The sequence below is a fragment of the Cryobacterium sp. TS_SC_7 genome, assembly GCF_056156285.1.
The window spans coordinates 205296-232190 of the sequence record NZ_CM149589.1 but is presented as its reverse complement, the minus strand read 5'-3'; the positions used below and the strand labels follow the sequence as shown (position 1 = coordinate 232190).

Sequence of the window (26895 nt, the reverse complement as noted above, 5' to 3'; positions counted from 1 at the left end):
CGATCCGAGCCCGTGCCGGTAGCGTGGGGCCATGCTCGAGTTCATCGATGACCGGCCGGACCTGCTGTTGCGCCGTGACGGACGGCTCGCAGAGATCGTTCTGAACCGTCCGGCGGCATTGAACGCACTCACCCACGCGATGATCACACGGATGTCCGCGGTGCTGGCCGGCTGGGCCGCCGACGACCAGGTCGAGACTGTTCTCCTGACCGGCAGTGGCGACCGGGGGCTCTGCGCCGGGGGCGACATCGTGGCGATCTACCGCGGCGGCGGGGACGTGGCGGCGGACACGCGCGCGGACGCCGACGCCGAGGCCGCCCGCTTCTTCGCCGATGAGTACCACCTGAACGCAGAGATCCAGCGGTATCCCAAACCCTATGTGGCGGTGATGGACGGCGTCGTGCTCGGCGGCGGGGTCGGCGTCTCCGGCCACGCGAACACCCGGATCGTGACCGAGCGCACACGGCTGGGGATGCCGGAGACCGCGATCGGCTTCGTGCCTGACGTCGGCGGTACCTGGCTGTTGTCCCGGGCTCCCGGCGAGCTCGGCACCCACCTTGCCCTGACCGCCGCGACGGCCTCCGGGGCCGATGCCATCGCGCTGGGTCTGGCGGACCATTTCGTGCCGAGCGCCCGGCTCCCGGATCTCGCCCGCGCCCTGACCCGGACCGGCGCGGCCGAGGCGGTGCGCGCCCTCGCCGAGACTCCCCCGCCGTCCGCTCTCCTCGCCCAGCGGCACTGGATCGACGAGTGCTATGCGTTCGACGATGTGGGCGAGATCGTCGTGGCCCTGCAGAACTCTCCGGAGAAAGTAGCGCGGGACACCGCCGCCCTCATCCTCACGAGGTCGCCGACCGCCCTCACGGTCACGCTGGCGTCGCTCCGCCGAGCCCGGCGGCTCCCGAGCCTGGATGAGGTGCTCGACCAGGAATACCGAGTGACGCTGCGCTTCCTGCAGCGGAGCGAACTGCAGGAGGGCATCCGGGCCCAGGTGATCGACAAGGACCGCAGCCCCCGGTGGTCGCCGGCCGGCCTCGGCGAGGTGACGCGGGCATCCGTCGACGCCTTCTTCGCGCCCCTGGGTGAGCAGGAGCTCGGGCTCGGTGGCGGTCTCGGCCAGGGGCCGGTACCGGATCAGGCCCCACCCTACGTCGACGCCGACCTGATCTTCGTCACCGATCTGCTCACGCCGGATGAGCGCGAGCGGCTGGCCGCCGCACGGGCGTTCTACCAGACCGAGGTGCGCCCGCTCGCCGTGGACTATTGGAACCGGGCCGAGTTCCCGTTCGAGCTGCTGCCCCGCCTCGCCGCACAGAACCTCGCCGCGACCGGTGCTGCGCCGACCAGCCACCTGCTCACGGGGCTGCTGCAGATGGAGCTGACCCGGGCCGACACCTCGATCTCCACGTTCTACGGTGTGCACCACGAGCTGTTCGCCGCGGCCGTCGACGAGCTCGGCTCGCCCGAGCAGCGCGAGCGTCTGCTGCCGGGCCTCCTGGCATTGGAGAAGATCGGCGCCTTTGCCCTGACCGAACCGGAGCACGGCTCCGACATCTCCCGGATGATGGAGACCACGGCCACCCGGTGCGGCGACGAGTGGGTGCTCAACGGCACCAAACGCTGGATCGGCAACGGCGCCATGGCCGACTACGTGCTGGTCTGGGCCCGGGACACCGCTGACCGGCAGATCAAGGGATTCATCGTCGAGAAGGAGCGGCCCGGGTTCACGGCCACCCCGATCGAGAACAAGATCGCGGTGCGGATCGTGCAGAACGCCGACATCACCCTGACGGATGTCCGGATCCCGTTCACGAACTGGCTGCCGGGCAGCCGGAGCTTCCAGGACACGAACGTGCTGCTGCGCAACTCCCGGGTCTGGGTGTCGTGGCAGGCCGTCGGCCAGCAGTTCGCCGCCTTCGACGTGGCCCGCGCCTACGCCCTGGAGCGACGCCAGTTCGGCCGGCCCATCGCATCCTTTCAGCTGGTGCAGGAACAGCTCTCCCGCATGATCGGCAATGCGACCCTGTCGCTGTCGCTGATGGTGCAGCTGGCGCGGCTGCAGGAGAGCGGGCGGCTCACGATGGACCAGGCGGCCCTCGCGAAGGCCGCCTGCACGACCCGGATGCGCGAAACGGTGGCCCTGGGTCGCGGGCTGCTCGGCGGCAACGGCATCAGCACCCGGTACGAAATGGCCAAGATCTTCGCCGACGCCGAGGCGATCTATTCCTACGAGGGCAGTTACGAGATCAACGCCCTGCTGGTGGGCCGTGCCGTGACGGGCCTGTCCGCCTTCGACTGATCGCCCGGTGCGGGCGGCTAGACCGTCGCGCCGGCCGCCCCGATCGAGAGTCCAGGCGGGACGGATTCGGCCGACGCGACCGGCTGTACGGGAACGGGCGGCAGGGTGGGCGCGTTCCAGGCCTTGATGACGGCCCAGCCCACGGCGGCGATCGGCACGGAGATGATCGCGCCGACGATGCCGCCCAGGATCGTGCCGGCCGTCAGGGCCAGCAGAATGACAAGGCCGTGCAGGCGCAGCGACTTGCCGAGCACCACCGGGGAGAGGAAGTTGCCCTCGAGCTGGTTCACACCCACCACGATCGCGACCACGATGATGGCGGTGGTCAGGTCGTTCGTGACCAGGGCGACCAGGGCGGCCAGGATGCCGGCGGCCGTCGCCCCGACGATGGGGATGAAGGCGCCGACGAACACGATGACGGCGAGCGGCAGCGCGAGCGGAACCTGCAGGATCCACAGTCCGATCCCGATGAACAGGGCGTCGACGAAGGCGACGATCGCCGTGCCGCGCACATAGTTGCCGAACACCTCGACGCTGCGCAGGCCGATCCGAACGGCGCGCGCGTGCCGCGTGCCGGCGAGCGGCTGGATCAGGAAGCTCCAGATGTGGGGGCCGTCCTTGAGGAAGTAGAACAGCACGACGAGGCCGAGCACCAGGCCGGCCACGATCTCGGCGGCCACGGAGACCCCGGCCAGAGCACCGGACCCGAACTGGCTGCTGGTGGCGAACGCGATGACCGACTCCCGCACCGAATCGATCTGGGCGGAATCGATCGGCAGCGTGCCGCTGGTGAGGAGATCCTGCAGTGCGTCCAGGCCCTCATTGGCCGAGGTGAACAGGGTGTTCCACTCACCACGGATGCCGAACACGACGAGGGTGACGACGCCGCCGAAGACCGCGACGCTCCCGATCAGGGTGATCGCCGCGGCGAGGGACTCGTTCGCCCCGCGGGCCAGCAGGAACCTCATGACGGGGCGCAGCGCCGACGCCACGATCAGCGCGAGCAGAAGCGGGATGAAGACCAGCTTGAGCTGGGTGATCCCGAAGATCGCCACCACGAGCAGCGCGAGCACCAGAAGGGCCTGGCCGGATCGGATGGAAGCCCGGCCGAGGTAATCCGTCCAGGACGAAGTGGGGGTTGTCATGGGGATCTCCAAACGAGGCGATACACGAGGGCGGGGCAACCGGGAACGGCAACTGAGTTCCCCAGCCTATCCAGAGAGCCGGCTCAACCAGACTGACGGTGGCGCGTGTCGCCCGTGTGACGTACACTCCCTACATCGAACACTTGTTCTAAGTCGCGCATTCGACCAGGCTGCCAAAGGAGTACACACATGTTTTCGCACCTCCATGTCGCGAGCGCCTACTCCACCCACTTCGGGGTCACGCTCCCCGAGGCGCTGGCCGAGCAGACGCGGGAGCAGAACGGTTCCTTTCTCGCCCTCACCGACCGCGACGGCCTCTACGGCGCCGTCAAGCATGTGCGTGCGTGCGTGGCGGAGGGCATCCGGCCGGGGCTGGGCGCCGACCTCGCGGTGCACGACGACGACGGGCAGCCGCTGGGCCGGGTCGTCGTGCTCGCCCATGGCAACCTGGACGGCCGTGGCTACGCCGCCCTCTGCCGCGCGGTCAGCGCCGCCCACCGCTCACCGGGCCAGCCCAGCATCGCCCGCACCCGGCTGGCCGAGCTGGCCGGGCTCAGCTGCCTCACGGTGCTGCTCGGGCCTGCCTCCGATGTGGGCCAATCGGTCGAGCGCCGCGACACGGACGCAGCCGGATCCTGCCTCAGCACCTGGCTGCGCACCATGCCGCCGCAGTCGGTGGCCGGCGAGATCGTCTGCCACCTGGCCGAGCCGGGCACGACCGGCAGCGTGACGCCGGCCACCCGCATGCTCGCCCTCTTCGAGCACGCCGCCGTGCCTGCTGTGCTCACCAACGCCGTTCGGTACGGCACCCCCGACGAGGCCGTCACCGCCGACCTGGCCGACGCCGCCCGCACTCTGACGGCGTTGGCGGACCTCGAGCAGCTGCAGAGCAACGGGCAGGCCTGGCTGAAGCCCGAGGGCGCCATGCGGCAGGTGGCCCGCATGGTCGTCGATGCCGGGCTGCACGACGACGGCGCCGTGGACCGGCTCTTCCGCGACACGGAGTCGCTCGCCGACCGGTGCAGCCTCGACCCGGACTCCGACATCGGGCTCGGCCGGCCCCGCATGCCGGAGGCGCGCATCATCGGGGTCACGGGTGACCCGCTCACCGAGCTGCGCGCCCGGGCCAGCGCCGGCATCGACGGCCTGTACTCCCACTCCGCGCTGGGCGAGGCGGCACATGCCCGCCTGGCGCATGAGCTGAAGACCGTCGAGCAGCTCGGATTCGCCGGGTATTTCCTCACCGTCGCCCGGGTGGCGGACATCATCCGAGGCATGGGCATCCGCATCCAGGCACGAGGGTCCGGGGTGGGTTCGGTCCTCAATTACGCCCTGCGCACCTCCTCCGTCGAGCCCATCTCCAACGGCCTGCTCTGGGAACGTTTCCTCTCCCCCGAACGGCAAACCCTGCCCGACATCGATATCGACGTGGAATCGGCACGCCGCCACGACATCTACCGAACGCTCTTCGACACCTTCGGCAGCGACCGGGTGTCGCTGATGTCCATGACGAATGCCTACCGCGGCCGGGGCGCGGTGCGGGATGCGGGCCTTGCCCTCGGCATGAACCACGAAGAGGTCGCCGCCGTCGCCAAGCAGATCTGGCGGTTCAACGCCCGGGACTTCCGGCGGGCCCTGGCCGAGAAACCCGAACTGGCCGACTTCGCCGCCGAGGTGCGGGCGTCCTCGCAGCTCGAGCTGCTCGTCGACCTCACCGCCAAACTCGACCGGTTGCCCCGGCACATTTCGGTGCATCCGTGCGGGGTCATCCTCTCCGACGCGTCACTGCTCGACCGCACGCCCGTGCAGGCGTCCGGCATGGGGCTGCCCATGTCCCAGTTCGACAAGCACGACATGGACCCGATGGGCCTGATCAAACTCGACATCCTCGGCGTGCGCATGCAGTCGGCCATGGCCCACGCCGTCGAGGAGCACCATCGTCTCTCCGGCGAGAGCATCGACCTCGACCGGATTCCCCTCGACGACCCGGCCACCTTCGAGCTGATCCGCTCCACCCGCACCCTGGGCATCTTCCAGATCGAGTCGCCAGGCCAGATGGAGCTGGTCGGCAAACTGCAGCCGCGGGTCTTCAACGACCTGACCGTCGAGATCTCCCTGTTCCGGCCCGGCCCGATGAAGAACAACATGCCTCTGAAATACCTTCAGGCCCGGCACGGCGAGGTTGCCCCCGACTACATCCACCCTCGGTTCGAGCCGTTCCTGCGGGAGACCGAGGGCGTGGTGATCTTCCACGAGCAGGTGATGCACCTGTTCAACGAGCTCACCGGGTGCGGGCTCGGCCGGGCGGACGTCTTCCGCCGTCACCTGGGCAAGCCCGAGCAGCTTCCCCGCATCGAGGAGTTCGTGCGCGAGCGTGCCGCCGAGCGCGGCTTCGCGCCCGACGTGATCGACCGGGTCTGGACGGTGCTCGCCGGGTTCGGCAGCTTCGGTTTCGCCAAGGCGCACGGCGCCGCGTTCGCCCTTCCCACCTATCAGTCCGCCTGGTTGAAGACGCATCATCCGGCGGTGTTCCTCGCCGGCCTGCTCACGCACGCCCCCGGCATGTGGCCGAAGGACCTGATCGTGGCCGAGGCGCGCAACCTCGGCGTGCCCGTGCTCGGTCTCGACGTGCAGAGCAGTGCACTGGACTACCGGGTGGAGCAGATCGACGGCGGCGGGCAACGCGGCATCCGCCTGGCCCTGCCCGAACTGGCCGGCTGCACGGCGGCCGAACGCGCCCGCATCGTTCGCCACCAGCCGTTCACCTCGTTGCAGGACTTTCGCGATCGGGTTCGCCCCCGGCGCAGCACCTTCGAGGCTCTGGCCCGGGTGGGGGCGCTCGACTCATTCATCGGCTACGACCGCGCCCGGCGCCACGAGCTGCTGGCGCATATCCAGTCGCTGCGCGGCACCGCGGTCACCATCCACGACGACCAGCTCGCCTTCGATGTGCCCCTGCCCGTGCTCGAATACGAGGGCTCCCGGTTCACCGCGGTGACCTCTCTGGAGCTGCGCGGGCGCACCCAGTCCGACCTCGAGCTGCAGAGCCTCGGCCTCGCGGTGGCCGGGCATCAGATGGCCCGCTACTACCCGCTCTTCACCGAACTGGGCGTCACACCCGCTGCCGAGCTGGTCAATCTGCCCGGCGGAACCGAGGTGCTCCTGGCCGGGGTTCGCCGAGCCACGAACACACCGCCGATGCGGGGCGGGCGCCGGGTGGTCTTCGTCAGCCTCGACGACGGCTCCGGACCGGTGTCCAATGTCGTCTTCTTCCACGACGCTCAGGAGCGCATCGGCGGCCCGGTGTTCCACACCCACCAGATGCTGGTGCGCGGCCGCACCCGCCGGTCGGGCGCGAAGGGCGTCTCGGTCACGGGCGAGAACCTCTGGGACCTCACGGATGTCTCCCGCCGGGTCGCGACGCGTCACGCCGCCGAAGCGGCCGCCCGACATGCCGACCGTGCGCACGATCTGGCCGACGAGTTGGCCGCGGAACTGGCCGCCATGGCCACCACGAATGTTCACCACCTCTGGCCCCGGCGCACCGCCTGATGCGCGCCTAAACTGATGTGCATGACCGAGAACCAGCGCTACGACGTGCTGCGTCAGTACGCCGATTTCGAACTGCGCCACTACCCCCGCACCGTGCTCGTACAGGTTGAGGTTGCCGGGGATTTCTCCGGGGCCGGCAATCGTGGCTTCGCACCGCTCTTCCAGTACATCAGCGGCAACAATGACACCTCCACGCGCATCGCGATGACCGCGCCGGTGATCCAGGAGACCACGACCCCGCGAAGCCACACGATCAGCTTCGTCCTCCCCGCGGGGATGCCCGCCGCGGAGGTTCCCGTGCCCCGCAACGCGCAGGTCAGCACGAAGGAGGTGGCCGAGCGCACCGTCGCCGCCCGTCGCTTCAGCGGCGGCTGGAGTGACGAGCGATTCACGCAGAACGGCGCCCTCCTCATCGAGGCCGTGCGCCGTGAGGGTCTCCTCCCGGCCGGCCAGCCCTACTTCGCCCGCTTCGACCCACCCTGGAAGCCGGGTTTCCTCAAGCACAACGAAGCACTCGTCGTCATCGCCGAGTCCTAGTCGTCGGCATCATCCGTCGAGTCATCGGTATCCCCGGCATCCGAGACCGGCACGACGACCGGGGGCGGACCGATCTCCTCCATTTCATCCCCGCCGTACTTGGCGTTGGCGACCGACATCACGAAGGGCCACATCCGGTGCCGCGCCGTGGCCGCCGGGCCGCTTGCGAAGCTGATCGACCGCTGACGAGCCTCCCCCGTGACGCTGACCACGGCCGCCACGGTCGCCACCTTGGAGCTGGCGCCGACCATCCAGGTGTCCTTGCCGCCATCCGTTGTCCCGGTCTTCCCGATCAGCGGCACCCGGGGTTCCGTGGCACCCCAGGACTGCTGCGCCGTGCCGTCGGTCATCACCCGGCGCATCGCGAAGACCATGCCGGCGGCCACCGACGGGGCCACCGACGGGGAGCATGCCGACTCCGGCGGCGGCACCTCGTCGCCGTCCGCGCCCACGATGCGGTCGATCGCGACCGGCGAGCAGGTCACCCCGCGGTTGGCGATACCCGCGAAGGCAACGGCCATGCTCAGAGGCGCCACCTCGTTCGTTCCGATCACGGACGCCGCCGACTGCGCCAGCGGGTCACCGTCGGCGCGATGCACACCGAATGATTCGGCCGTCTGACGGATGCCGCACAGGTCGAGCACCTTGGCCATCCCGATGAACCCCGTATTGATGGAGCCGAGCGTCGACTCGAGCGCGCTGTAGTTTCCGCCACTCTCCCCGGCGTCATTTCGTGGATTCCAGTTCTGGGCGTCATAGTTCTGCGGTCCCCGGCAACTGTCGTTGAACGTTCCCCAGTTGGCTTTGCGGGCCGAGTCGACGCGCTCGTCGAGCCGGTGCCCGGTCTTCAGCCATTCGGCGAGCGTGAATACCTTGTAGGTCGAGCCGGGCTGGAACCCCCGCGAACCGCCCTCGGCGTAGTCGGTGTTGTAATTGACGCCGGTGTAGGCGGCACTGGTGGCCGTGACGACCGGATCCTGGCTGTACAGCTTGTTCTGCGCCATCGCCAGCACGCGCCCCGTTCCCACCTGCACGCTCGTGACCACGCTGCCCACATCCCAGCCGGGGTACTCCATCGGGACATTCGCCGCGATGGTCTCCTCCGCCGCTCGCTGAAGGTCCAGGTCGAGGGTGGTGTAGATGTCGTAGCCGCCCCGCCGGAAGTTGAGCAGGCGGGTTTCCTCGTCGGCGCCGAACGCCGGGTCGTTCCGGAGCAGGTTTGTCACGTAATCGCAGAAGTAGGCGGCGCCACGGGCGGTCTGGCAGCCCGTGCTCGGCTCCTGGATGACCGGCTCGACCGGCGTGGTGCGGGCGGCCCGGAATTCTTCGGCCGTGATCTTCTGGTAACGGAGCATCTCACGCAGGATGTAATCCCGGCGGGCCTTATTGACCGCGTAGCCGTTGGCCGCTCCGTTGGTTTCGCTTGCAGGGTTGTCCAGGCGGAACTTGGCCGGGTTGTTCACGATCGCCACGAGACTGGCGGCCTGCGGCAGAGTGAGAGCGGCCGCGGTCGTGCTGTAGTAGTAGTTCGCGGCGGCCTCGATCCCATACACGGTTCCGCCGAAGCCGGTGATGTTGAGGTACTGGCGCAGAATGTCGTTCTTGGGGAACTTTTTCTCGACTCCGATCGCGAGACGCATCTCCTTGATCTTGCGGTCGGGGCTCGTCTCGGTCACGGCGTTGTAGCAGCGCTTCTGCAGCAGGATGTCCGTTTCGAGTTCGCATTTCTGCACCCGCACATTCTTGACGTACTGCTGGGTGATCGACGATCCCCCCTGCGTCACTCCGCCGACCGCGGTCGTCAGCGCCGCCCGGAGCGTTCCCTGGGCGTCCACGCCGCCGTGCTCATAGAAGCGCGGGTCCTCACTGGCGATGACGGCGTCCCTGGCGTAACTGCTGATCTCGTCCCAGCCCACCTCGATCCGGTTCTGATCGTAGAACGACGCCAGCAGCAGAGGCGTGCCGTCGTTCTGGGTGGCGTAGATGTTGCTCTTCTGCGACAGCTTGTCGATGGCCAGGTAGCCGGGCAGGTTCTCGAAGACCGTGATCGCGTTGGTCGCGCCGAGGCCGGTCAGCGCAACGACCGGGGTCACGCCGGCGGTGACGAGGAGCCCGGCGACCACACTCATCACCGTGATGCCCAGGAGGGCTGTGAGCACCCCGCCGACGGATCTGCGTTTGGTGAATCCCGACGTGCCCATTGCATCACCCCTACCCTCATCGGATCCCGAAGGGGACCCCTGAACCAGGGGCCCAGAAAATGGGTCCCATGGCATGCAAACCTGAGGTTCCCTCAAGGGCTAGGGGCTTGCTTAAACGAAAAAAGGGCCCGGCAGCCAAACGCCGCCGGGCCGCAGTAGCCGTGACTAGACGGTGGTGCCGACTGCCGGCTTGGTCGTCTTCGCCGACGGAGCGAGCGTGAGGAGGGCCCAGCCGAACAGGCCGACCAGAATGCCGACGCCCATCGCGAAGGCGGAGACGCCGAAGGCCAGAATCGACGTGAACAGAGACGCACGCAGGAGCGAGGCTGTCATGACGGTGGGGCGGGTCGGGTCGTCCTGCTCGAGCTGTGCATAGGTCTTGCCGCCGCTGGCCTTCATGGCGTGGTGGTTGATGATGTCGGCCTGAGCGTAAGCGGAGAAGGGGCCGACGACGGGGGCGCCGCCCAGGAACGAGGCGTCCTCAGCGACCGTAATGTTCTCTTCACCCAGCTGGCTGCTGACGGTGGCCCAGCCCACGCCGCCGACGAGCAGAAAGGCAAGGCCGCCAATGAGGCCGAGAAGCCCGATCAGGCGAACCACTCCGGCTTTCCTGGTGCTGATGGTGTCGGGGGAGGTTACCGTGACGGTGGTCATTGTGCTGCCTTTCGTTGAGACACGATTCATGTCTTTGTATGTATCTCAGCTTAGGGGATTCGAAGGTTTTTCCCAGCTTGGCTGGAGGCATCCTCTGGTTTAATGCGCAGAAAAGGCGTGGCATCTGGGGAGATGCCACGCCTCGTCTGATTCGCGGTGATGTGCCCGGTGAGAGGACGGGTTAGAAGACCGTCAGCCCGCGAGCTGCGAACTGGCCTCGCACCCGTTCCAGCAGTGCCTCATCCGGAGGATTCGACCCGTGCAGCGGATAGGGGATGTTCAACCGGTCCCATTTGTCTTCACCCATCTGGTGGAAGGGCAGGACCTCGACGCGCTCGACGTTCGGCCAGCGCGACACGATCTCAGCGACGGCGTCGACGTTGTCGACGGCGTCGGTGAGACCCGGGACGAGAACGAAACGCGCCCAGACGGGAATGTTCCGTTCGCTGAGGCGGTCTCCGAACGCGATCGTAGGTGCGAGTTCGCGGCCGGTCACTTCCTTGTACGTCTCGGGGAGGCCCGACTTGACGTCGAGCAGCACGAGGTCGAGATTGTCCAGCAGCTTGTCCGGCGCGCTCTTGCCCAGGAACCCGGAGGTGTCCAGGGTGGTGTGCACGCCGAGCTTGTGGCATTCCTCGAAGAGGCGTGTCACAAAGGCGGGCTGCATGAGCGGCTCCCCACCCGAGATGGTCAACCCGCCGCCGGTCGAGTCGAAGACGCCTTTATAGCGCTTGACCCGGGCGACAAGGTCGTCCAGCGTGGTGAGAAGCCCGTCCTTCATCTTCCAGGTGTCAGGGTTGTGGCAGTACTGGCACCGCAGGAGACACCCGGAAAGGAAGAGTGTCAGCCGCGTGCCGGGACCGTCAACGGCCGTGACCAGTTCCCACGAGTGGACGCTGGCAACTGTTCCGTTGTGGATGGCTTCCATCTCGAGATGGTGGAGTTTGGCCAGATCGGCCTGCTCACTGCTCACGGATGAGCCGTCCATCAGGGAGGTAGCGACGCCGGCGCTGGGTAGGCCGAGGTTTACTGCTGGCATTGTCTCGTCCTACTCAGCGTCGCCGCGTTGATATCAGTGGAAATTAGTGCGAGTGGAACGTGCGGCTGATGACATCCATCTGCTGCTCGCGGGTCAGGCGGACGAAGTTCACCGCGTAGCCGGAGACGCGAATCGTCAGCTGCGGGTAGTTCTCCGGGTGCGCCATGGCGTCCTCGAGCGTCTCGCGGTTGAGCACATTCACGTTGATGTGGTAACCGGTCGCCGACGTGAACGCATCGATGAGGCCGACCAGGCTCGTGATCTGCTCGTCCTTGGTGTGGCCGAGACCACTGGGAACGACCGTGTTGGTCAGCGAGATGCCGTCCTGCGCTTCACTGTAGGGAAGCTTGGCGACGCTGAGCGCCGACGCGAGCATTCCGTGGGTGTCGCGGCCGTTCATCGGGTTGGCACCCGGTGCGAACGACTCGCCGGCACGACGGCCGTCCGGCGTGTTGCCGGTGGCCTTGCCGTAGACCACGTTGGACGTGATCGTCAGGATCGACTGGGTGTGGATGGCGCCGCGGTAGGTCGGGTGCTTGCGGATCATCTGCATGAACCGCTCCATCACGTCGACGGCGATGGTGTCGACACGGTCGTCGTCGTTACCGAACTGGGGGAATTCGCCCTCGATCGTGTAGTCGACAACCAGGCCGGTCTCGTCGCGCACCGGGCGGACCGTGGCGTACTTGATGGCTGACAGGGAGTCGGCAACCACGCTCAGGCCGGCGATGCCGCAAGCCAGCGTGCGGATGATCTCCTTGTCGTGCAGCGCCATTTCGAGACGCTCGTAGGCGTACTTGTCGTGCATGTAGTGGATGCAGTTCAAGGCCGTGACGTAGGTCTCGGCGAGCCATTCGAGCGTTTCCAGGTAGGCCGGGAAGACGGTGTCGTAGGAGAGCACCTCGTCGGCGTTCGGCACGGTTTCCGGAGCGATCTGCTTGCCCGACACCTCGTCCCGGCCACCGTTGATCGAGTACAGCAGTGCCTTGACGGCGTTGACGCGTGCACCGAAGAACTGCATCTGCTTGCCGACGCGCATGGGCGAGACGCAGCAGGCGATCGCGGCGTCGTCACCCATCTCGGCGCGGATGATCTCGTCCGACTCGAACTGGATGGCGGACGTGTCGATGGAGACCTGCGCACAGAAGCGCTTGAATCCCTCGGGCAGAGCGTCGCTCCAGAGAACGGTGAGGTTCGGCTCGGGTGCTGCGCCGATGTTGTACAGCGTCTGCAGGAACCGGAACGTGGTCTTGGTGACGAGCGGACGGCCGTCTTCACCGATGCCGGCGAGCGACTCGGTGACCCAGGTCGGGTCGCCGGCGAAGATCTCGTCGTATTCCGGGGTGCGCAGGAAGCGCACGATCCGCAGCTTGATGACGAGGTCGTCGATGAGCTCCTGGGCACCCTCTTCGTTCAGGATGCCGGCGGCCATGTCGCGCTCGATGTAGGCGTCGAGGAAGGCCGCGTTGCGACCGAACGACATCGCCGCACCGTTCTGCTCCTTGACCGCACCGAGGTAGGCGAAGTAGAGCCACTGCACTGCTTCGCGGGCCGTGGTGGCCGGCTTCGAGATGTCGGAGCCGTAGGTCGCCGCCATCTGGACGAGTTCCTTGAGGGCCCGGATCTGCTCCGAGTTCTCCTCGCGGGCGCGGATGACGTCCTCGGTCGAGGGCTCCATGTCGATTTCGGCGCGGTCGTTCTTCTTGGCGGCGATCAAGGCGTCGACACCGTAGAGGGCAACGCGGCGGTAGTCGCCGATGATACGGCCACGGCCGTAGGCGTCGGGCAGTCCCGTGATCAGGTGGCTGCTGCGCGCACGGCGGACCGCGGGAGTGTAGACGTCGAAGACGGCGGTGTTGTGGGTCTTGCGGTAATCGGTGAAAATCGTTTCGAGCTCGGGCGACACGGGGTAGCCATAGGTCTCGAGGGAGGTGGCGACCATGCGCCAGCCACCGAACGGCATGATGGCGCGCTTGAGCGGCGCATCCGTCTGCAGTCCGACGATTACCTCGTTGGCCTTGTCGATGTAGCCCGGGGCGTGGGCAGTAATGGACGACGGCGTGGTCGCGTCGACGTCGTAGACGCCTTTACGACGTTCCTCGGGGAACATCGCGGACAGCTTGTCCCAAATGCCCGTCGTGCGTGCGGTCGCGCCGGCGAGGAAGCTTGAGTCGCCCAGGTAGGGCGTGTAATTGCGCTGGATGAAATCGCGCAGATCAATCGAATCCTGCCAGGGGCCGGAAACGAAGTCAGTCCGGCCGGCATCATCCGTTCCGCTGCGAACACCTTCAGTTATGGTCATGTAGATTGCTCTCCTCGTGGATCGAGACACCCTCCGCGAGAGTGTCTCTCCCACAGTCGGGCCGAGAGAGCAGGACCACGAGGCTCCGGCTAATGCGACGATGCACCGTGACTTGCCCTCTTTTTCAACACTACTCCGGTCTTGCAGGGCCAAACGCGAATTGGCCCTGTTCTGGCTCTGCGGAGTTTTTCCGCGTGTCACGCACGCGCGGTTAAAAGGATGCGATCCTCTCAGAGTTTCTTTCCGGGGTTCAGGATCGAGTCCGGATCAAAGGCTTTTTTGACGCGGCGCTGCAAGTCCAGCAGCACCGGACCGAGCTCGTCATCGAGGTGATCCTTCTTGAGCAGGCCGATGCCGTGCTCGCCGGATGCGGAGCCCCCGAGCGTGATGGCCAGGGCGATCACCCGGGCGAACGCCCGGTGGGCCGCATCGACCTGCGCCGGCACCGCGGCGTCGAAACCGATCACGGGGTGCAGGTTTCCGTCGCCGAGGTGTCCGCCGGTGCCGATCGGCACCGCCAGTTCGCGGGAAATCTCGGTGAGCCCGGCGAGCAGTGCCGGCAGTTGGGACCGAGGCACGGTCACGTCTTCGTTGAGGCTGGACCCGCGGGCGGCCTGCAGTGCGGGCTGGAGCAGCCGGCGGGCGCTCATCAGCTCGTCGAGGTGCTCGGGGTCGTGCGCGACGGAGACCGTGGACGCTCCCCCGGCCTTCAGGATCTGGGCATACTCCTCGACGTCCGCGTGCGCCTGACCGGCCTGGTCCGACTGGATGAGCAGCAGCGCGGCGGCATCGGCCGGCAGCCGGGACTCAGGGTCGAAGTCATTGATCGCGGCGATGCAGGGTCCGTCCAGGTATTCGAGCACGCTCGGGCGGCGGTTGGAGGCGACGATGACAGCCGCGGCAGCCAGGGCCGCCTCCGTCGTGGCGAACGTGGCCGACACTCCGGAGGCGTCGGCCGGAGCCGGCAGCAGCCCGACCGTGATCTCCGTGATGATGCCGAGCGTTCCCTCCGAGCCGACCAGGAGCGCCGTGAGGTCATACCCGGAGACGCCCTTGATGGTGCGCTGGCCGGTGTGAACGATGGAGCCGTCGGCGAGCACCACGGTCAGTCGGCGAACGAAGTTGCCGGTCACCCCGTATTTGACGCAGCGCATCCCGCCTGCGTTGGTCGCGACGTTGCCGCCGAGGGTCGAGCCCTTCCAGGACCCAGGGTCCGGCGGGTAGAACAATCCGACGGCCGCGGCAGCGCGGGCCAGGGCGTAGGTGCGCACGCCGGCCTGCACCGTGGCGGTCTGGTCGACCGTGTCGACGGTCACGATGGTGTTCATTTTGGTGAGGTTCACCACGATGCCGGCCTCGATCGCGTTGGCGCCGCCGGCCAGCCCGGTACGGGCACCCTGGGGCACGATCGGGATGCGATGGGCCGCGGCGACCCGCACGACGGCCGCAACCTGCTCGGTGCTGGCCGGGAACACGACCGCCAGCGGCGTGCCGGCAGGGGTGCTGTCCGACTGGTCACGCAGATAAGCGTCGGCACGGGGGCCGGTCAGGAGCTGGGCGGCCGGGAGGGCGAGGGCCAGTTGGGCGAGGGCGGTGGTCGGTTGCGGTGCTGTCATGGTCACCGCTGAATTCTATTGCGGGCGGATCGGGGCGAACCGGGGAGAATCGGGCGGCGCTCTCAATTGCATCTATTGATGCATCTATGGCTAGGATGAGTTCATGAGTTTTCTCCGGGATCCCCGCGGCACGACGTCCGCCGCGGCACCCTCGGCGGTGGACCGGGTGTACGCGAACGTCGCCGAGGCCATCATCACCGGCACCCTGGCCGCCAGCTCCCTGATCACCGAGGGCGAGGTTGCCGAAGCCCTCTCCATCAGCCGCACTCCCGTGCGGGAGGCGTTCCTGGCCCTGGAGGCCCATGGGCTACTGACGCTCTTCCCCAAGAAGGGTGCGGTCGTGACCGCACTGGGTGACACCGAGACGGCCGAGCTGCTGCAGGTGCGCGTGATGCTCGAGAACGCGGCGGTGACCCTTCTCAGCGCGCGGCCCGCCGACGGACCGCGCGTCGATGCCGCCCTCCAGGACCTGATCCGGATCCAGGAGGACGCCGCACAGGCCGGTGACCTGCTCACGTTCGCCCGCGCCGACCACGCCTTCCATGCCCGGATCGTCGACGAGACCCACAACCGGGTGATCGACGGGATCTACGCGCGGCTGGGCCCACGACTCGAACGCCTCGTGCACCGGGTGGCCCTGCGCGATCCGGAGAGCCTCACCCGCCTGGTTCAGGAACATCGCATCCTTGCCCACCACCTGCGCGGCGGGGACACTCTCTCCTATGAGGTGGCCCTGCGTCAGCACGTGGAAGACGGCCACCACGCCTTCCTGACGCCCTGACCCTCCTCCCCGACTCCCCCCACATCTCCTCGCGCCTCCAGCTCCTGTTCAGAAAAGACCCATGATTTTCCGTCGCACCGTTCCCGCCTGGCAACTCGCCGCACCTGCCATGTTCGTCATGGCCTGGGGCGGGAACCACTTCACCCCGCTCCTGCACATGTATGAATCCCTCGGTCACTATTCCGCGGTCATGGCCGATCTCTTCCTCGGCTTCTACGTGGTGGGCCTGGTGCCGGGACTGCTGCTGGCCGGGGCCCTCTCGGACCGTTATGGCCGCAAGCCGCTGGTCGTGGCGGGCGTGCTCCTGGGCATTCTCGCCAGCATCCTGCTCGGCGCGGGATTTTCCAGTGCGGTCATGCTCGGAACCGGGCGTCTCCTCGCCGGCCTGAGCGTGGGTGTGGCGATGTCGGTAGGGACGGCCTGGCTCAAGGAACTGTCGAGCCCGCCGTTCGACCGCCAGGCCGGGCCGACGGCCGGTGCCCGGCGGCCGGCCCTGACCCTCACCATCGGTTTCGGACTCGGGGCCGGTGTGGCCGGTGCGCTCGCGCAGTGGGGGCCCATGCCCACCCTGTCGCCCTATCTCGTGCACATCGTCATCAGCCTGCTGGTGCTCCCCCGACTGGTGAAGGCTCCGGAGACTGTTCCGCGCTACCGGGCCCACCGCCCGTTCTGGCGGGACCTGGCGGTTCCGCTGGCCGGGCACCGCCGCTTCGTTCGCGTGATCGCCCCGTCCGCCCCCTGGGTATTCGGCGCCGCCGGCATCGCCTACGCGATCATGCCCAAGCTGGTCGAAGACCAGCTCGGCAGCCTGAACCTCGCCTACGCGACCCTGCTCACGGTCGTGACGCTCGGCACCGGAGCGTTCGTGCAGCCGCAGGTGGCCCGGATCAACCGCCTCACCGGAGGCCGGGCGCTCACCGTCGGGATGAGCGTGATGCTGGTCGGGGTGGCGCTCAGCGCCGCGACGGCCATCGTGCTGTCCCCGGTGCTCGCGCTCATCAGCGCCATCGTTCTCGGCGCCGCGTACGGCGTCTGCATCGTCGCCGGGCTCGTCGAGATCCAGAAGATCTCGACGCCCGCCGACCTCGCCGGGATCACCGGCGTCTACTACAGCCTGACCTATCTCGGCTTCCTGCTGCCGGTTCTTTTCGCGTCGCTCAACGCCCTGGCCAGCTATACGGCGCTGCTGAGCGGACTGTTCGTGGTCTGCGCCGTCTGCCTCGCCCTGGTCGCCGTCGGGCTCCGCGGGAGCAGCCCCGCGAAATAGGGTGCGCCGGGTGGTTTATCGTCATCCCATGCCTTATTCGCTCCGACGCCTTCGCCCCACCGACACCGACACCGTTCTCCGGCTCAACAACGCGGCTGTACCGGCCGTCAATCCGCACGACGCGACCAGCCTGACCGCCCTGCTCGCGGTCAGCAGTCAGGCCCTCTGCGTGGTGCACGACGCCGCTCCGGACGAGGTGCTCGGCTTCGCCGTGCTTTTCGGCGCCGGCGCCGACTATGCGAGCGAGAACTACCGGTGGTTCTCGGCCCGGTCCGACGCCTTCCTCTACGTCGACCGCATTGTGGTGTCCGACACGGCCCGGAACCAGGGTCTGGGCCGGCTGCTCTACACCGCGATCTTCGCCGCGGCCGGCGAGTCCGAGGTCGGCGAGGTCTTCTGCGAGGTGAACGTCAAACCGGCGAACCCCGGGTCCCTGGCGTTCCACTCCCGACTGGGCTTCGTGCCGATCGGCGAGCAGTCCACGAAGGGCGACACGGTTGTGGTCTCCCTTCTGGCGGCTCCCGTGGCCGGCCCGGGCGTACTCTGACGCTATGACTGACGACGGTCGCGTAATCGCACTCCCGGACCACCTCAACCACTGGGTCGCGACGCAGCGATGGTTCGCCGGGCGGGGTGAGGTCCCCCGCCTCGTCAGCATCGGCCGCTGGGCGCTGCCGGCAACGGAGCCGGGCGTGAGCATCCGCACGGAGTTGATCTTCGATGCTGCCGCCCCGACACGCACGCTCTATCAGCTGCCGCTCACCGAGCGCCGGGCACCGCTGCCCGGCGGCGACGCCGCCCTGATCAGCGACAGCGGCGGCAGCTACCTGTACGACGGTCCCGGTGACCCGGCCTACGGCCGGGCCCTGCTCACCTTCATCCTGAACGAGGATTCCACCGTTCCCGGGCCCGCCGGCGCCCGCGCACGCGGCGAGCTCCTGGTCGACGCCGTTCCGGGTGAACGGCCGGCCGTGGTGGTCTCCAGCCGGGTGCTGAGCGGTGAGCAGTCGAACACCTCGATCATCCTCGACGGCGTCGACGCCGCCGGACGTGTCGTGCGTCCCGTGATCTGCAAGGTGTTCCGGATGCTGCACGCCGGCGAGAACCCGGACGTTTCCGTGCAATCGGCGCTGGCCCGGGCCGGCTCACGGTTCGTGCCCGAGCCGGTGGGCTGCGTTGTCGGCGAGTGGGTCGATCCGGAGCTGCCGGGTGTGCGCCTGACCGGACACCTCGCATTCGCCCAGGAGTTCCTGCCGGGCGCCCCGGATGCCTGGCGTGCAGCGCTGGCCTCGGCACGAGCCGGCGAGGACTTCAGTGAACAGGCGCGTGCGCTCGGTGAGGCGATCGCCGCGGTGCATGCCGATCTGGCCGCCGTGATGCCGACCCGGGAGGCAACTCCGGCAGTCATCGCCGCCGAAGTGGAACGCATGCGCGAGCGTTTCCATGGCGCCGTCCGCGACGTTCCGGCGCTGGCCGGTTACGGTTCGGCCGTCGAAGCGGTCTTCCTGCGGGCGGAGACGGCGTACTGGCCCGGCCTGCAGCGCATCCACGGCGACCTCCACCTCGGCCAGGCGCTCGAGGTTCCCGGGCGCGGCTGGGTTCTGGTGGACTTCGAGGGTGAGCCCCTGCGTCCCCTGGCCGACCGGACCGGGCCCGACGTCCCGCTCAAGGACGTGGCGGGGATGCTGCGCTCGTTCTCCTACGTGGCCGGAACGGTGGAGCGGTCCGCGCCCGGGAACCACCCGCCCGGCCGCCACCAGGGTGCCGCAGCGTGGGGCGCCGCCTGCCGTCAGGGATTCCTCGACGGCTATGCCGAGCGGTCCGGCCAGAGCCTGGCCGGACAGGAAGCACTGCTGGACGCGTTCGAACTCGACAAGGCCGTCTACGAGGCCGTGTACGAGACCCTCAACCGGCCGTCGTGGCTGCCGATTCCGCTCGCCGCCGTCCGGAGCCTGGTCGCGGCCGTCAGCGTTTGAGCTCGGGGAACTGGTCGTCTCGCCATTCATCGGGCAGGGTGTGCTTCCCGGCGGCCGCGGCATCCTCACGCTGGCGCAGTTCGACCCGGCGGATCTTGCCGGAACTGGTCTTGGGCAGCTCGAAGAACTCGACCCGCCGCACACGCATGTAGGGAGGCAGGCCGGTGCGGGCGTGGCGCAGCACCGACAGGGCGGTCGCGGCGTCGGATTCCCAGCCGGCGGCCAGGGCGATGTAGGCCTTGGCGATGTTCAGCCGGGTGTCGTCGGGCGCGGGCACGACGGCCGCCTCGGCGACGGCGGGGTGCTCCAGCAGCACGCTCTCCACCTCGAACGGGGAGACCTTGTAGTCGGAGGACTTGAAGATGTCGTCGGTGCGGCCGATGAAGGTGATGTACCCGTCGGCGTCGCGGCTGGCGACGTCGCCGGTGTGGAAGTAGCCGCCGCGGACCGCCTCCCGGGTGCGCTCGGGATCGCCGTGGTACCCGGACATCAGGTTGACCGCGGTGCGGGACAGGTCGAGGCAGATTTCACCCTCATCGCATTCCTCCCCGGTGATGGGGTCGAGCAGCGTGATCGCAACGCCTGGCAGGGGCAGTCCCATCGAACCGGCCTTGAGCGTGGACCCCGGGGCGTTGCCCACGATCGCCGTCGTCTCGGTCTGCCCGTAGCCATCCCGGATCGTCAGACCCCAGGACCGCTGGATCCGGTGGATGACCTCCGGGTTGAGAGGCTCCCCGGCCGAGAGGATCTCGCGCAGCCCCCCGGGCTTCTCCCCCACGTCGGACTGGATCAGCATGCGCCACACCGTCGGCGGGGCGCAGAACGTGGTGACCTTCGCGCGGTGCAGCTGGTCGGCGAGGGCGTGGGGATCGAACCGGGCGTAGTTGTAGACGAAGACCGTGGCCTCGGCGATCCACGGCGCGAAAAAACTGCTCCAGGCGTGTTTGCCCCAGCCGGGCGAGCTGATCGCCAGGTGCACGTCGTCCGGGCGGAGCCCGATCCAGTACATGGTGGTCAGGTGTCCCACGGGATAGGAGGTCTGCGTGTGCACCACCATCTTGGGCTTGCTGGTGGTGCCCGAGGTGAAGTAGATCAGCGAGGCGTCATCGGAGGAGACGACCACGCCGGGCTTCGCGGCCGGTGCGAGGGCGGCATCCGCGTAGTCGGCCCAGCCGTCCGTGGCGGCGCCGACACAGATGCGGGAGAAGTCGCCCGGGACCTCGTCGAATTTCGCGGCGTCGCCGACGTTGGCGATCACATGGCGCACCCCACCGCGCAGAACACGGTCGGCCAGATCGCCGGTCGCGAGCACCGTGGAGGTAGGCAGGATGACCGCGCCCACCTTCATGATGGCCAGCATCAGTTCCCAGAGTTCGACCTGGTTGCCCAGCATCAGCATGACGTGGTCGCCCTGCCCCACGCCCTGCGCGATCAGCCAGGTGGCCACCTGGTCGGAACGCGCCGACATCTCGGCGAAGGTGACCTTCAGCTCCCGGCCGTCTTCCTCGACGATCCACAGTGCGGTCTTGTCGTTGCCCTCGGCCATGACGTCGAACCAGTCGACGGCCCAGTTGAAGTTCGCACCGACATCCGGCCATTCGAATTCGGCCGCGGCACGCGCATGACCGTCGCGAAGCTGCAAGAGGCGATCGCGCGCGCCTCGGAAGAGTGTGGTGCTCGATGGGGTGGTCATCCGATCCATTTTCCTCGGAACGGATGCCCGAAACGGCATACGTCAGCGGTCAGCTGCGGTGGGGGTCCCAGCGGAAGAAGCGCACGGCCAGCGTGCCCGCGCCGGCGAACCAGGCGGCCAGCACCGCCAGGTTGCCCCAGGCCACGGTGGGCCCGGACGGGTCCCAGGCTGCGGTGAGCGCGTTCTGCAGGTTCTTGAGGGGAAAGACGGAGCCGACGACGCCGGTCCAGTCCGGGCCGATGCCGACCAGGAAGACGTCGGAGAAGAATGCCAGAACGAACAGGATCATCAGGCCCACAGCCCCGACGGCCCGCGAATTGGGCACCAGGGCGGCCAGAAGGAATCCGCAGGCGGCGAAGGACAGTGTGCCCACCACGATCACCCCGAATCCGAGGGCCAGGCCGGCCACCGGGATGCGCAGGCCGAAATAGAGTGCGCCGACCGACAGGACCAGCACTGCGACGAGGAAGGTCAATCCCAGGCCGGCGACCGTGCTGCCGGCAAGGTAGTTGCCGGCAGTGAGCGGCGTGCCGCGCAGACGCTTGAGCAGGCCGCGGTCGCGCGCCCGGGCGAGGGCTTCGGGCAGGTTCATGAACACGGCAGTGCCGGCTCCCCAGGTGATCATGCCGGCGGCGTAGAAGGTCGCGAACGGTATCCCGCTCGGCAACACCACGTTGCCCTGCACCGCCAGCAGCAGCGCGTAGAGACCGACCGGCACGACCACGAACAAGGAGGATCCCGGATCGCGCCAGGTGGCCCGGTTCGCAGCGCGTGCCTGGCCGAGGACCAGCCGGGCCGTGGAGGGACGCCGGAGAATCGAAACGGTCGTCATGCTCGTCGCGGTTGTCGCTGTCGTTCGTGTCGGCGCAGTCGTGCGTGTCGGCGATGCGTCGCGCGGACCGCGACGAGACAGGTGTGCCCGCGCCTCCCAGCGGAAGGCCCGGGTGGCCACGAACACGCCGGCCAGTGCCCACGCCGCCAGGATCAGGAGTGCCCGGACGTCCCAGCCGGAGCCGGTCGCAGCCGGGTCGAACTGGTCCTTCAGGGCGTCCGCGTAGGGCTTCAGCGGAAACACGGAGGCCACCCGGGTCAGCCAGGCCGGCAGGTCGCCGCCCACGAAGAACAGGCCGGAGATGAAGGCCAGCACGATGGCGCTTCCGATCGACAGGGCCTGGGCGAGTGCAGCGGTCGACGACACCGCCGCGATCGCCAGGCCCAGCGCGGCGAAGGTGGCGATGCCCAGGATCAGGGTCCCGGCCAGGGCCGGCAGGACCTCGCCCCGGAGCCGCACCTCGTAGAACGTGACGGCGACCGCGAGCGTGACGACGAGTGAGACGGCGGCGAAGATCATGGCGGCGCCGATCTGCCCGGCGAGGTAGGCCGCCGCCGGCAGCGGAGTTCCCCGAAGTCGTTTCAGGATGCCGGCGTCACGGGCCTCCGACAGGGCCGTGCCCAGGGTGGGGAACGTGGCGAAGAAGGTGCCCATGGCGATGGCGACGGGGGTGGCGTACTGCATCACCCGCACGCCGGCCACCGGATCGACGGCCTCGTTGCCCGCGACGATGCCGATCACGACCAGCCACACCAGCGACATCGCGAAGGTGAAGATCAGCACCGTCGGGGACCGCCAGAGCGCCACGAGCGCGTACCAGAGCTGGTGCCGGATCAACCGGGCGGCGGAGGGGCCAGACACCGCGCTCACGGCCGCGTCCCGGCGGGCGCGGCCTGCTCGATCAGGGCGAGGTAGGCATCCTCGAGGGACGGCCGGCGCACGCTCAGGGCGGGGAGCTCGCTGCCGCGCCCCAGCGCCCACCCGGTCAGGGTGTGCACCATCGCGGCGGGATGGTCGGTAGCCACCTCCCAGTCGGCTCCGTGGGCGATCGGACGGGGGCCGAGGACCGGCAGGTCTCCGATGGTCGCGTCGGGCGGAAGCCGGAAGGACACGACGGCGCTCTGCTGCGCGGCGGCGAGGTCGGCCGGCGTACCGAGCGCGACGAGGCGCCCGCGCACGATCACGGCGACCCGGTCGGCCAGATGCTCGGCCTCGTCGAGGTAGTGCGTGGTCAGCAGCACGGTCTTGCCCAGCTGGCGGAGGCCCTGCACCAGGTCCCAGGCTCGCAGCCGCGCTGACGGGTCGAACCCGGTCGTCGGCTCGTCGAGGAAGAGCAGCTCCGGATCTCCGACCAGGCCCAGGGCGAGATCGAGGCGGCGGCGCTGCCCGCCGGACAGGGTCTTGACGCGGGCCTTCGCCTTGTCGGCCAGCCCCACCTGCTCGATCACGGCGTCGGCGGCCAGCCGGCGCGGGTACAGGCCCCGGTAGAGGCGCACGAGTTCCGCGACGGTGAAGTCCTCGTCGAAGCCGGCCTCCTGCAGCACGATGCCGATCCGCTCCCGGAACGGGCGCCCACCGGTCTCGGGATCGAACCCGAGCACATCCACCGTTCCCCCGTCACGGCGACGGTGCCCCTCCAGGATCTCCACCGCCGTGGTCTTGCCGGCGCCGTTCGGGCCGAGCAGGGCGAAGATCTCCCCCTGCTCGATGCTGAAGGAGAGGTCGTCGACCACGCTCACCCCTCCGTACTGCTTGCGCAGACCGCTGACCTCTACCGCACTCATGGGTCCCCCTGTCGGTTGCGTGCCCGGCTGGGCTGCACGCGCGGCGGCTCCCCCGGCATCTTCGGATAGTCGGGCGGGAAGGGCAGTTCGCCCAGGCCGGCGGCCAGATCCCGCTGCCACCAGTCGAGCAGGGTGCGGATGCTGCCGGGGTGCCGGGACAGGTCGGCCCACGGATCGCCGCCGAGCGCCAGTCTCCCGGGGACCGTGCCGATCGTGAGGCTCCGGGGGTCGACGCGCTCCAGCTCGGACCACTCCAGCGGGCAGGAGACCGGGGCGTGCGCGAGCGGCCGCGGGCTGTACGCCCCCGCCAGGGTGCGATCCCGATTCGCCTGGTTGTAGTCGACGAAGACGCGGGCGCCCCGCTCCTCCTTCCACCACGCTGTCGTCACCGAGCCGGGCAGGCGGCGCTCGAGTTCACGGGCAGCCGCGATCACCGCGTGGCGCACCGCAAGGAACTCGTGCGTTGCCTCGATCGGCGCCACCACGTGCAGGCCGCGGTGACCGCTCGTCTTGACGAACGCCGTCAGGCCGGCCTCGGCCAGCACACGGCGGAGTTCAAGCGCAACCGGGACGGCATCATCGAAGTCGGTGCCGGGCTGCGGATCGAGGTCGATCCGCAGCTGGTCGGGATCGTCGGGGTTTCCGGCCCGCGACGGCCACGGGTGGAAGACGACGGTGTTCATCTGAACGGCCCAGACGGCCGCAGCAGGCTCGTCGATGACGAGCTGCGGATGCGAGCGCCCACTGGGATAGACGACGCTCACCGAGCGCACGAAGTCCGGAGCCCCTTTCGGCGGGTTCTTCGAGAAGAAGGATTCCCCCGCGATGTCTCCGGGGAACCGCTGGAGCGAGATCGGCCGGTCCCCGTTGGCAGCGACGAAGGGGGCGCCAACCTCCACGATGTACCGGGCGAGGTCGAGTTTCGTCAGGCCCGGCAGGGGCCAGAGGATGCGGTCCGGACTCGAGATCCGGATCTCGCGGATACCCTCTGGCCCCGGCACGGGGAGGAGGACTGCTGCGCCGACCATGGCGCCAACCTACTCCGCCGGAGCGACTCAGGGTGCGGTACGGATCGCCTTCACGAGAGCGGCGAGGCGCGGGTTGGCGGCCAGGTCGTCGATCAGGACGCTCGCGCCGTCGGGGCCGGCCAGCGGGACGCGCCAGTTGGGGTACTCGTTCGTGGTGCCGGGCTGGTTCTGCGTGCGGCGCTCGCCGACCGCGTCCACCAGCGCCACGCCGAGGAGCGACGACGGTGTCAGCGCGGTGTAGGCGTACAGCGCCTCGACCGTCTCCTGCACGGTCGGCGCCGGCTCGGTGCCGACCGGCGACAGCAGTCCGCGTTCGCGCAGCGCGGCCAGCATGGCGGACTGTTCGGCGTGGTCGGCGGCGCGCTCCTCGGCCACTGGCCGCCCGAGCAGCCCGAGCGACTCGCGCAGGGCCACGTGGTCACCGGCGAGGTAGCCGGCCGTCGGGGGCAGGTCGTGCGTGTTCACACTGGTCAGGCACGCCTGCCGGTAGCGGTCGGGGGCCAGCGGCACGTCGTTCTCGCGCTCGAACCACAGGATCGAGGTACCGAAGATGCCGCGCTCGGCGAGGTAGTCCCGCACCCACGGCTCGAACACGCCGAGGTCTTCGCCGATCACGATTGCTCCGGCCCGCTGGGCCTCGAGGGCGAGGATGCCGATCAGGGCCTCGTGATCGTAGTGAACATAGGTGCCCTCCCCCGGGCCGGCCCCGACCGGGATCCACCAGAGTCGGAACAGTCCCAGGATGTGGTCCACCCGGATCCCGCCGGCGTGGTGCAGGATGCTGCGGAGCATGTCCCGGTAGGCGGCGTAACCGGACTCGGCAAGCCGGCCCGGGTGCCACGGCGGCTGGGACCAGTTCTGGCCCTGCTGGTTGAACATGTCCGGCGGCGCGCCCACGGTCATGCCCGGCGCGAGCACGTCACGCAGGGTCCAGGCGTCGGATCCGGTGAACTGCACCCCGACCGCAAGGTCGTGCACGATGCCGATGGTCATCCCGGCATCCGTCGCCGCACGCTGCGCGGTCTCGAGCTGCTGGTCGCAGAGCCACTGCAGCCAGCAGTGGAATTCGACGCGGTCCGCCAGCTGCTCCCGATGCTCGGCGGCGAACGGGCCGCGGGGGCCTCGAGGCTCGATCGACCATTCCGGGGCATCCGCCGGGAACAGCTCGGACAGGGCGCACCAGAGTGCGAAGTCGGCGAGGCCCTGGCCCTGCTCGGCACGGAACGTCTCGAACCGGTGTTCGCGCGCGGCACTGCGCCGCACCTGGTGCACGGCTTCCAGCGCGGTCAGCTTGGCGGAGTAGGCGGAGTCGCGGTCGAGGTGGTCGGGCTCCAGGTTGGCCGGATGCTGCCGGGTCGCCAGCGACTCGACGACGGCCCGCGCCTCCGGGGTCAGGTAGGCGTACTCGGGCACGTCCTCCACACGGAGGTACAGCGGGTGGAAGAAACGCCGGCTCGACGGCAGGTAGGGGGACGGCTCGACCGGCGGGGCCGGCTCGGACGCGTGCAGCGGGTTGACCAGCACGAAGCCGGCACCGTACTGGGCACCGGAGATGGTGGCGAGGTCGGCGAGGTCGGCGAAATCTCCGATCCCCCAGGACCGCGAGGAGCGCACCGAGTACAGCTGCGCCATCAGACCCCAATCGCGGCGCCCGGCCAGGGCACGGGTGGTTTCCAGCATCGGCGGGGTCACGACGAGGGCGCAGTCCGCCTCCCGGCCGTCGGCCGCGGCGTGCAGCCTGTGCCAGCCGAGGGGCAACCGGGCGGGAACCGAGAAGGTCGCCTCGCTGATCGGGACGCCGTCGACCGTGTGCGGCGTGGTCCGGGTGCCCTGCTGCGCCACGTCGTGCCGGGTGCCGTCCTCGGCGATGACCCAGACCCGTGCCGTCGAGCCCGGGTGGGTGTGCACGGGGACGTCGGCCGCGTTGCCCGCACGCACGACGACGACGGGCGGCAGAAGGCGGCGCCGCGGAGCCTGGGACTGTTCCGTCAGCGAGGCGTCGATCTCGGCGGGTGTGCCGGCGGCCACTCCGAGGGCAGCCAGAACGGCGCGCAGGGTTCCGGCCTCGACGGGCCTCGAGGCGCCGTCCCAGCCGGTGACGGAGGTGTCGACGCCGAGGGATCGTGCCAGTTCCAGCAGTGCCGCCGCAGAACGGTCGGTTGGTTCAAGTTCCATGGAACCACTCTAGG

General features: G+C 68.8%; 18 protein-coding genes. 7 read left to right on the top strand and 11 right to left on the bottom strand.

The window, feature by feature from the left end; all coding sequences use genetic code 11:
- The first annotated feature begins 31 nt into the window (after positions 1–31).
- Positions 32–2299 carry a 3-hydroxyisobutyryl-CoA hydrolase gene (locus tag AC0J5J_RS01010; protein WP_474899037.1) on the top strand — a complete coding sequence of 756 codons (2268 nt, stop codon included), beginning with the start codon at positions 32–34 and terminating at the stop codon, positions 2297–2299.
- Positions 2300–2316: 17 nt separating this feature from the next.
- Here the strand turns inward: AC0J5J_RS01010 and AC0J5J_RS01005 are convergent, their stop codons facing one another.
- A complete protein-coding gene (locus AC0J5J_RS01005) occupies positions 2317–3444 on the bottom strand; it encodes an AI-2E family transporter (RefSeq protein WP_134422847.1) in 1128 nt (375 codons plus the stop codon).
- A 189-nt stretch (positions 3445–3633) separates the two neighbouring features.
- Between AC0J5J_RS01005 and AC0J5J_RS01000 the strand changes: the two genes are divergently transcribed.
- Together AC0J5J_RS01000 and AC0J5J_RS00995 are read left to right on the top strand one after the other, a co-directional pair.
- Complete coding sequence (locus AC0J5J_RS01000) at positions 3634–6996, top strand: DNA polymerase III subunit alpha (RefSeq protein WP_474899036.1); 3363 nt, start codon at positions 3634–3636, stop codon at positions 6994–6996.
- Between the two features lie 21 nt (positions 6997–7017).
- Positions 7018–7533 (top strand): SOUL family heme-binding protein, encoded by a 516-nt coding sequence (locus AC0J5J_RS00995; protein ID WP_134422843.1) that lies wholly within the window; start codon positions 7018–7020, stop codon positions 7531–7533.
- Here AC0J5J_RS00995 and AC0J5J_RS00990 read toward each other — a convergent pair.
- The 5 genes from AC0J5J_RS00990 to AC0J5J_RS00970 form a co-directional block, all read right to left on the bottom strand.
- Positions 7530–9734 (bottom strand): transglycosylase domain-containing protein, encoded by a 2205-nt coding sequence (locus AC0J5J_RS00990; protein ID WP_474899034.1) that lies wholly within the window; start codon positions 9732–9734, stop codon positions 7530–7532. The two genes, AC0J5J_RS00995 and AC0J5J_RS00990, sit on opposite strands and share 4 nt — an antisense overlap.
- 165 nt (positions 9735–9899) lie before the next feature.
- Positions 9900–10388, bottom strand: a complete 489-nt coding sequence (locus AC0J5J_RS00985; RefSeq protein WP_474899033.1) for an aromatic ring-opening dioxygenase LigA — start codon at positions 10386–10388, stop codon at positions 9900–9902.
- A gap of 181 nt (positions 10389–10569) precedes the next feature.
- Positions 10570–11427 carry a pyruvate formate-lyase-activating protein gene (gene pflA / locus AC0J5J_RS00980; RefSeq protein ID WP_134422837.1) on the bottom strand — a complete coding sequence of 286 codons (858 nt, stop codon included), beginning with the start codon at positions 11425–11427 and terminating at the stop codon, positions 10570–10572.
- 43 nt (positions 11428–11470) lie between these two features.
- Complete coding sequence (gene pflB / locus AC0J5J_RS00975; RefSeq protein WP_134422835.1) at positions 11471–13729, bottom strand: formate C-acetyltransferase; 2259 nt, start codon at positions 13727–13729, stop codon at positions 11471–11473.
- 230 nt (positions 13730–13959) lie between these two features.
- Positions 13960–15345: an FAD-binding oxidoreductase gene (locus AC0J5J_RS00970; protein ID WP_134423641.1), complete on the bottom strand. Its 1386-nt coding sequence runs from the start codon at positions 15343–15345 to the stop codon at positions 13960–13962.
- A gap of 103 nt (positions 15346–15448) precedes the next feature.
- Here AC0J5J_RS00970 and AC0J5J_RS00965 point away from each other — a divergent pair, with 103 nt between their 5' ends.
- The 4 genes from AC0J5J_RS00965 to AC0J5J_RS00950 all read left to right on the top strand — a co-directional run bounded on the left by AC0J5J_RS00965 (position 15449) and on the right by AC0J5J_RS00950 (position 19369).
- Complete coding sequence (locus tag AC0J5J_RS00965; protein ID WP_134422833.1) at positions 15449–16126, top strand: GntR family transcriptional regulator; 678 nt, start codon at positions 15449–15451, stop codon at positions 16124–16126.
- A gap of 61 nt (positions 16127–16187) precedes the next feature.
- On the top strand, positions 16188–17393 hold the full coding sequence (locus AC0J5J_RS00960; protein ID WP_474899031.1) for an MFS transporter: 1206 nt from the start codon (positions 16188–16190) through the stop codon (positions 17391–17393).
- Positions 17394–17421: 28 nt separating this feature from the next.
- Positions 17422–17940: a GNAT family N-acetyltransferase gene (locus AC0J5J_RS00955; protein ID WP_474899029.1), complete on the top strand. Its 519-nt coding sequence runs from the start codon at positions 17422–17424 to the stop codon at positions 17938–17940.
- Between the two features lie 4 nt (positions 17941–17944).
- Positions 17945–19369 carry a maltokinase N-terminal cap-like domain-containing protein gene (locus AC0J5J_RS00950; protein ID WP_474899027.1) on the top strand — a complete coding sequence of 475 codons (1425 nt, stop codon included), beginning with the start codon at positions 17945–17947 and terminating at the stop codon, positions 19367–19369.
- Here AC0J5J_RS00950 and AC0J5J_RS00945 read toward each other — a convergent pair.
- Genes AC0J5J_RS00945 through malQ form a run of 5 tightly spaced genes read right to left on the bottom strand, consistent with a single transcriptional unit; the run spans position 19359 to position 26881 of the window.
- Complete coding sequence (locus AC0J5J_RS00945; RefSeq protein WP_474899026.1) at positions 19359–21062, bottom strand: AMP-binding protein; 1704 nt, start codon at positions 21060–21062, stop codon at positions 19359–19361. The two genes, AC0J5J_RS00950 and AC0J5J_RS00945, sit on opposite strands and share 11 nt — an antisense overlap.
- Before the next feature lie 49 nt (positions 21063–21111).
- On the bottom strand, positions 21112–22764 hold the full coding sequence (locus tag AC0J5J_RS00940; protein WP_474899024.1) for an ABC transporter permease: 1653 nt from the start codon (positions 22762–22764) through the stop codon (positions 21112–21114).
- The gene (locus tag AC0J5J_RS00935) at positions 22761–23678 is read right to left on the bottom strand and encodes an ABC transporter ATP-binding protein (protein WP_134422823.1); all 918 of its coding nucleotides are present in this window, start codon (positions 23676–23678) and stop codon (positions 22761–22763) included. The genes AC0J5J_RS00940 and AC0J5J_RS00935 overlap by 4 nt, the downstream gene beginning before the upstream one ends.
- Positions 23675–24706: a non-homologous end-joining DNA ligase gene (ligD, locus tag AC0J5J_RS00930; RefSeq protein WP_474899022.1), complete on the bottom strand. Its 1032-nt coding sequence runs from the start codon at positions 24704–24706 to the stop codon at positions 23675–23677. The genes AC0J5J_RS00935 and ligD overlap by 4 nt, the downstream gene beginning before the upstream one ends.
- Positions 24707–24733: 27 nt before the next feature.
- The gene (gene malQ / locus AC0J5J_RS00925) at positions 24734–26881 is read right to left on the bottom strand and encodes a 4-alpha-glucanotransferase (protein ID WP_474899020.1); all 2148 of its coding nucleotides are present in this window, start codon (positions 26879–26881) and stop codon (positions 24734–24736) included.
- Positions 26882–26895: the final 14 nt, after the last annotated feature.

What these genes read in the sequence shown, in the direction of transcription:
- AC0J5J_RS01010 (WP_474899037.1), top strand. Translation starts at nt 32, where the DNA reads ATGCTCGAGTTCATCGATGACCGGCCGGACCTGCTGTTGCGCCGTGAC.
- AC0J5J_RS01005 (WP_134422847.1), bottom strand. Translation starts at nt 3,444, where the DNA reads ATGACAACCCCCACTTCGTCCTGGACGGATTACCTCGGCCGGGCTTCC.
- AC0J5J_RS01000 (WP_474899036.1), top strand. Translation starts at nt 3,634, where the DNA reads ATGTTTTCGCACCTCCATGTCGCGAGCGCCTACTCCACCCACTTCGGG.
- AC0J5J_RS00995 (WP_134422843.1), top strand. Translation starts at nt 7,018, where the DNA reads ATGACCGAGAACCAGCGCTACGACGTGCTGCGTCAGTACGCCGATTTC.
- AC0J5J_RS00990 (WP_474899034.1), bottom strand. Translation starts at nt 9,734, where the DNA reads ATGGGCACGTCGGGATTCACCAAACGCAGATCCGTCGGCGGGGTGCTC.
- AC0J5J_RS00985 (WP_474899033.1), bottom strand. Translation starts at nt 10,388, where the DNA reads ATGACCACCGTCACGGTAACCTCCCCCGACACCATCAGCACCAGGAAA.
- pflA (WP_134422837.1), bottom strand. Translation starts at nt 11,427, where the DNA reads ATGCCAGCAGTAAACCTCGGCCTACCCAGCGCCGGCGTCGCTACCTCC.
- pflB (WP_134422835.1), bottom strand. Translation starts at nt 13,729, where the DNA reads ATGACCATAACTGAAGGTGTTCGCAGCGGAACGGATGATGCCGGCCGG.
- AC0J5J_RS00970 (WP_134423641.1), bottom strand. Translation starts at nt 15,345, where the DNA reads ATGACAGCACCGCAACCGACCACCGCCCTCGCCCAACTGGCCCTCGCC.
- AC0J5J_RS00965 (WP_134422833.1), top strand. Translation starts at nt 15,449, where the DNA reads ATGAGTTTTCTCCGGGATCCCCGCGGCACGACGTCCGCCGCGGCACCC.
- AC0J5J_RS00960 (WP_474899031.1), top strand. Translation starts at nt 16,188, where the DNA reads ATGATTTTCCGTCGCACCGTTCCCGCCTGGCAACTCGCCGCACCTGCC.
- AC0J5J_RS00955 (WP_474899029.1), top strand. Translation starts at nt 17,422, where the DNA reads ATGCCTTATTCGCTCCGACGCCTTCGCCCCACCGACACCGACACCGTT.
- AC0J5J_RS00950 (WP_474899027.1), top strand. Translation starts at nt 17,945, where the DNA reads ATGACTGACGACGGTCGCGTAATCGCACTCCCGGACCACCTCAACCAC.
- AC0J5J_RS00945 (WP_474899026.1), bottom strand. Translation starts at nt 21,062, where the DNA reads ATGACCACCCCATCGAGCACCACACTCTTCCGAGGCGCGCGCGATCGC.
- AC0J5J_RS00935 (WP_134422823.1), bottom strand. Translation starts at nt 23,678, where the DNA reads ATGAGTGCGGTAGAGGTCAGCGGTCTGCGCAAGCAGTACGGAGGGGTG.
- ligD (WP_474899022.1), bottom strand. Translation starts at nt 24,706, where the DNA reads ATGGTCGGCGCAGCAGTCCTCCTCCCCGTGCCGGGGCCAGAGGGTATC.
- malQ (WP_474899020.1), bottom strand. Translation starts at nt 26,881, where the DNA reads ATGGAACTTGAACCAACCGACCGTTCTGCGGCGGCACTGCTGGAACTG.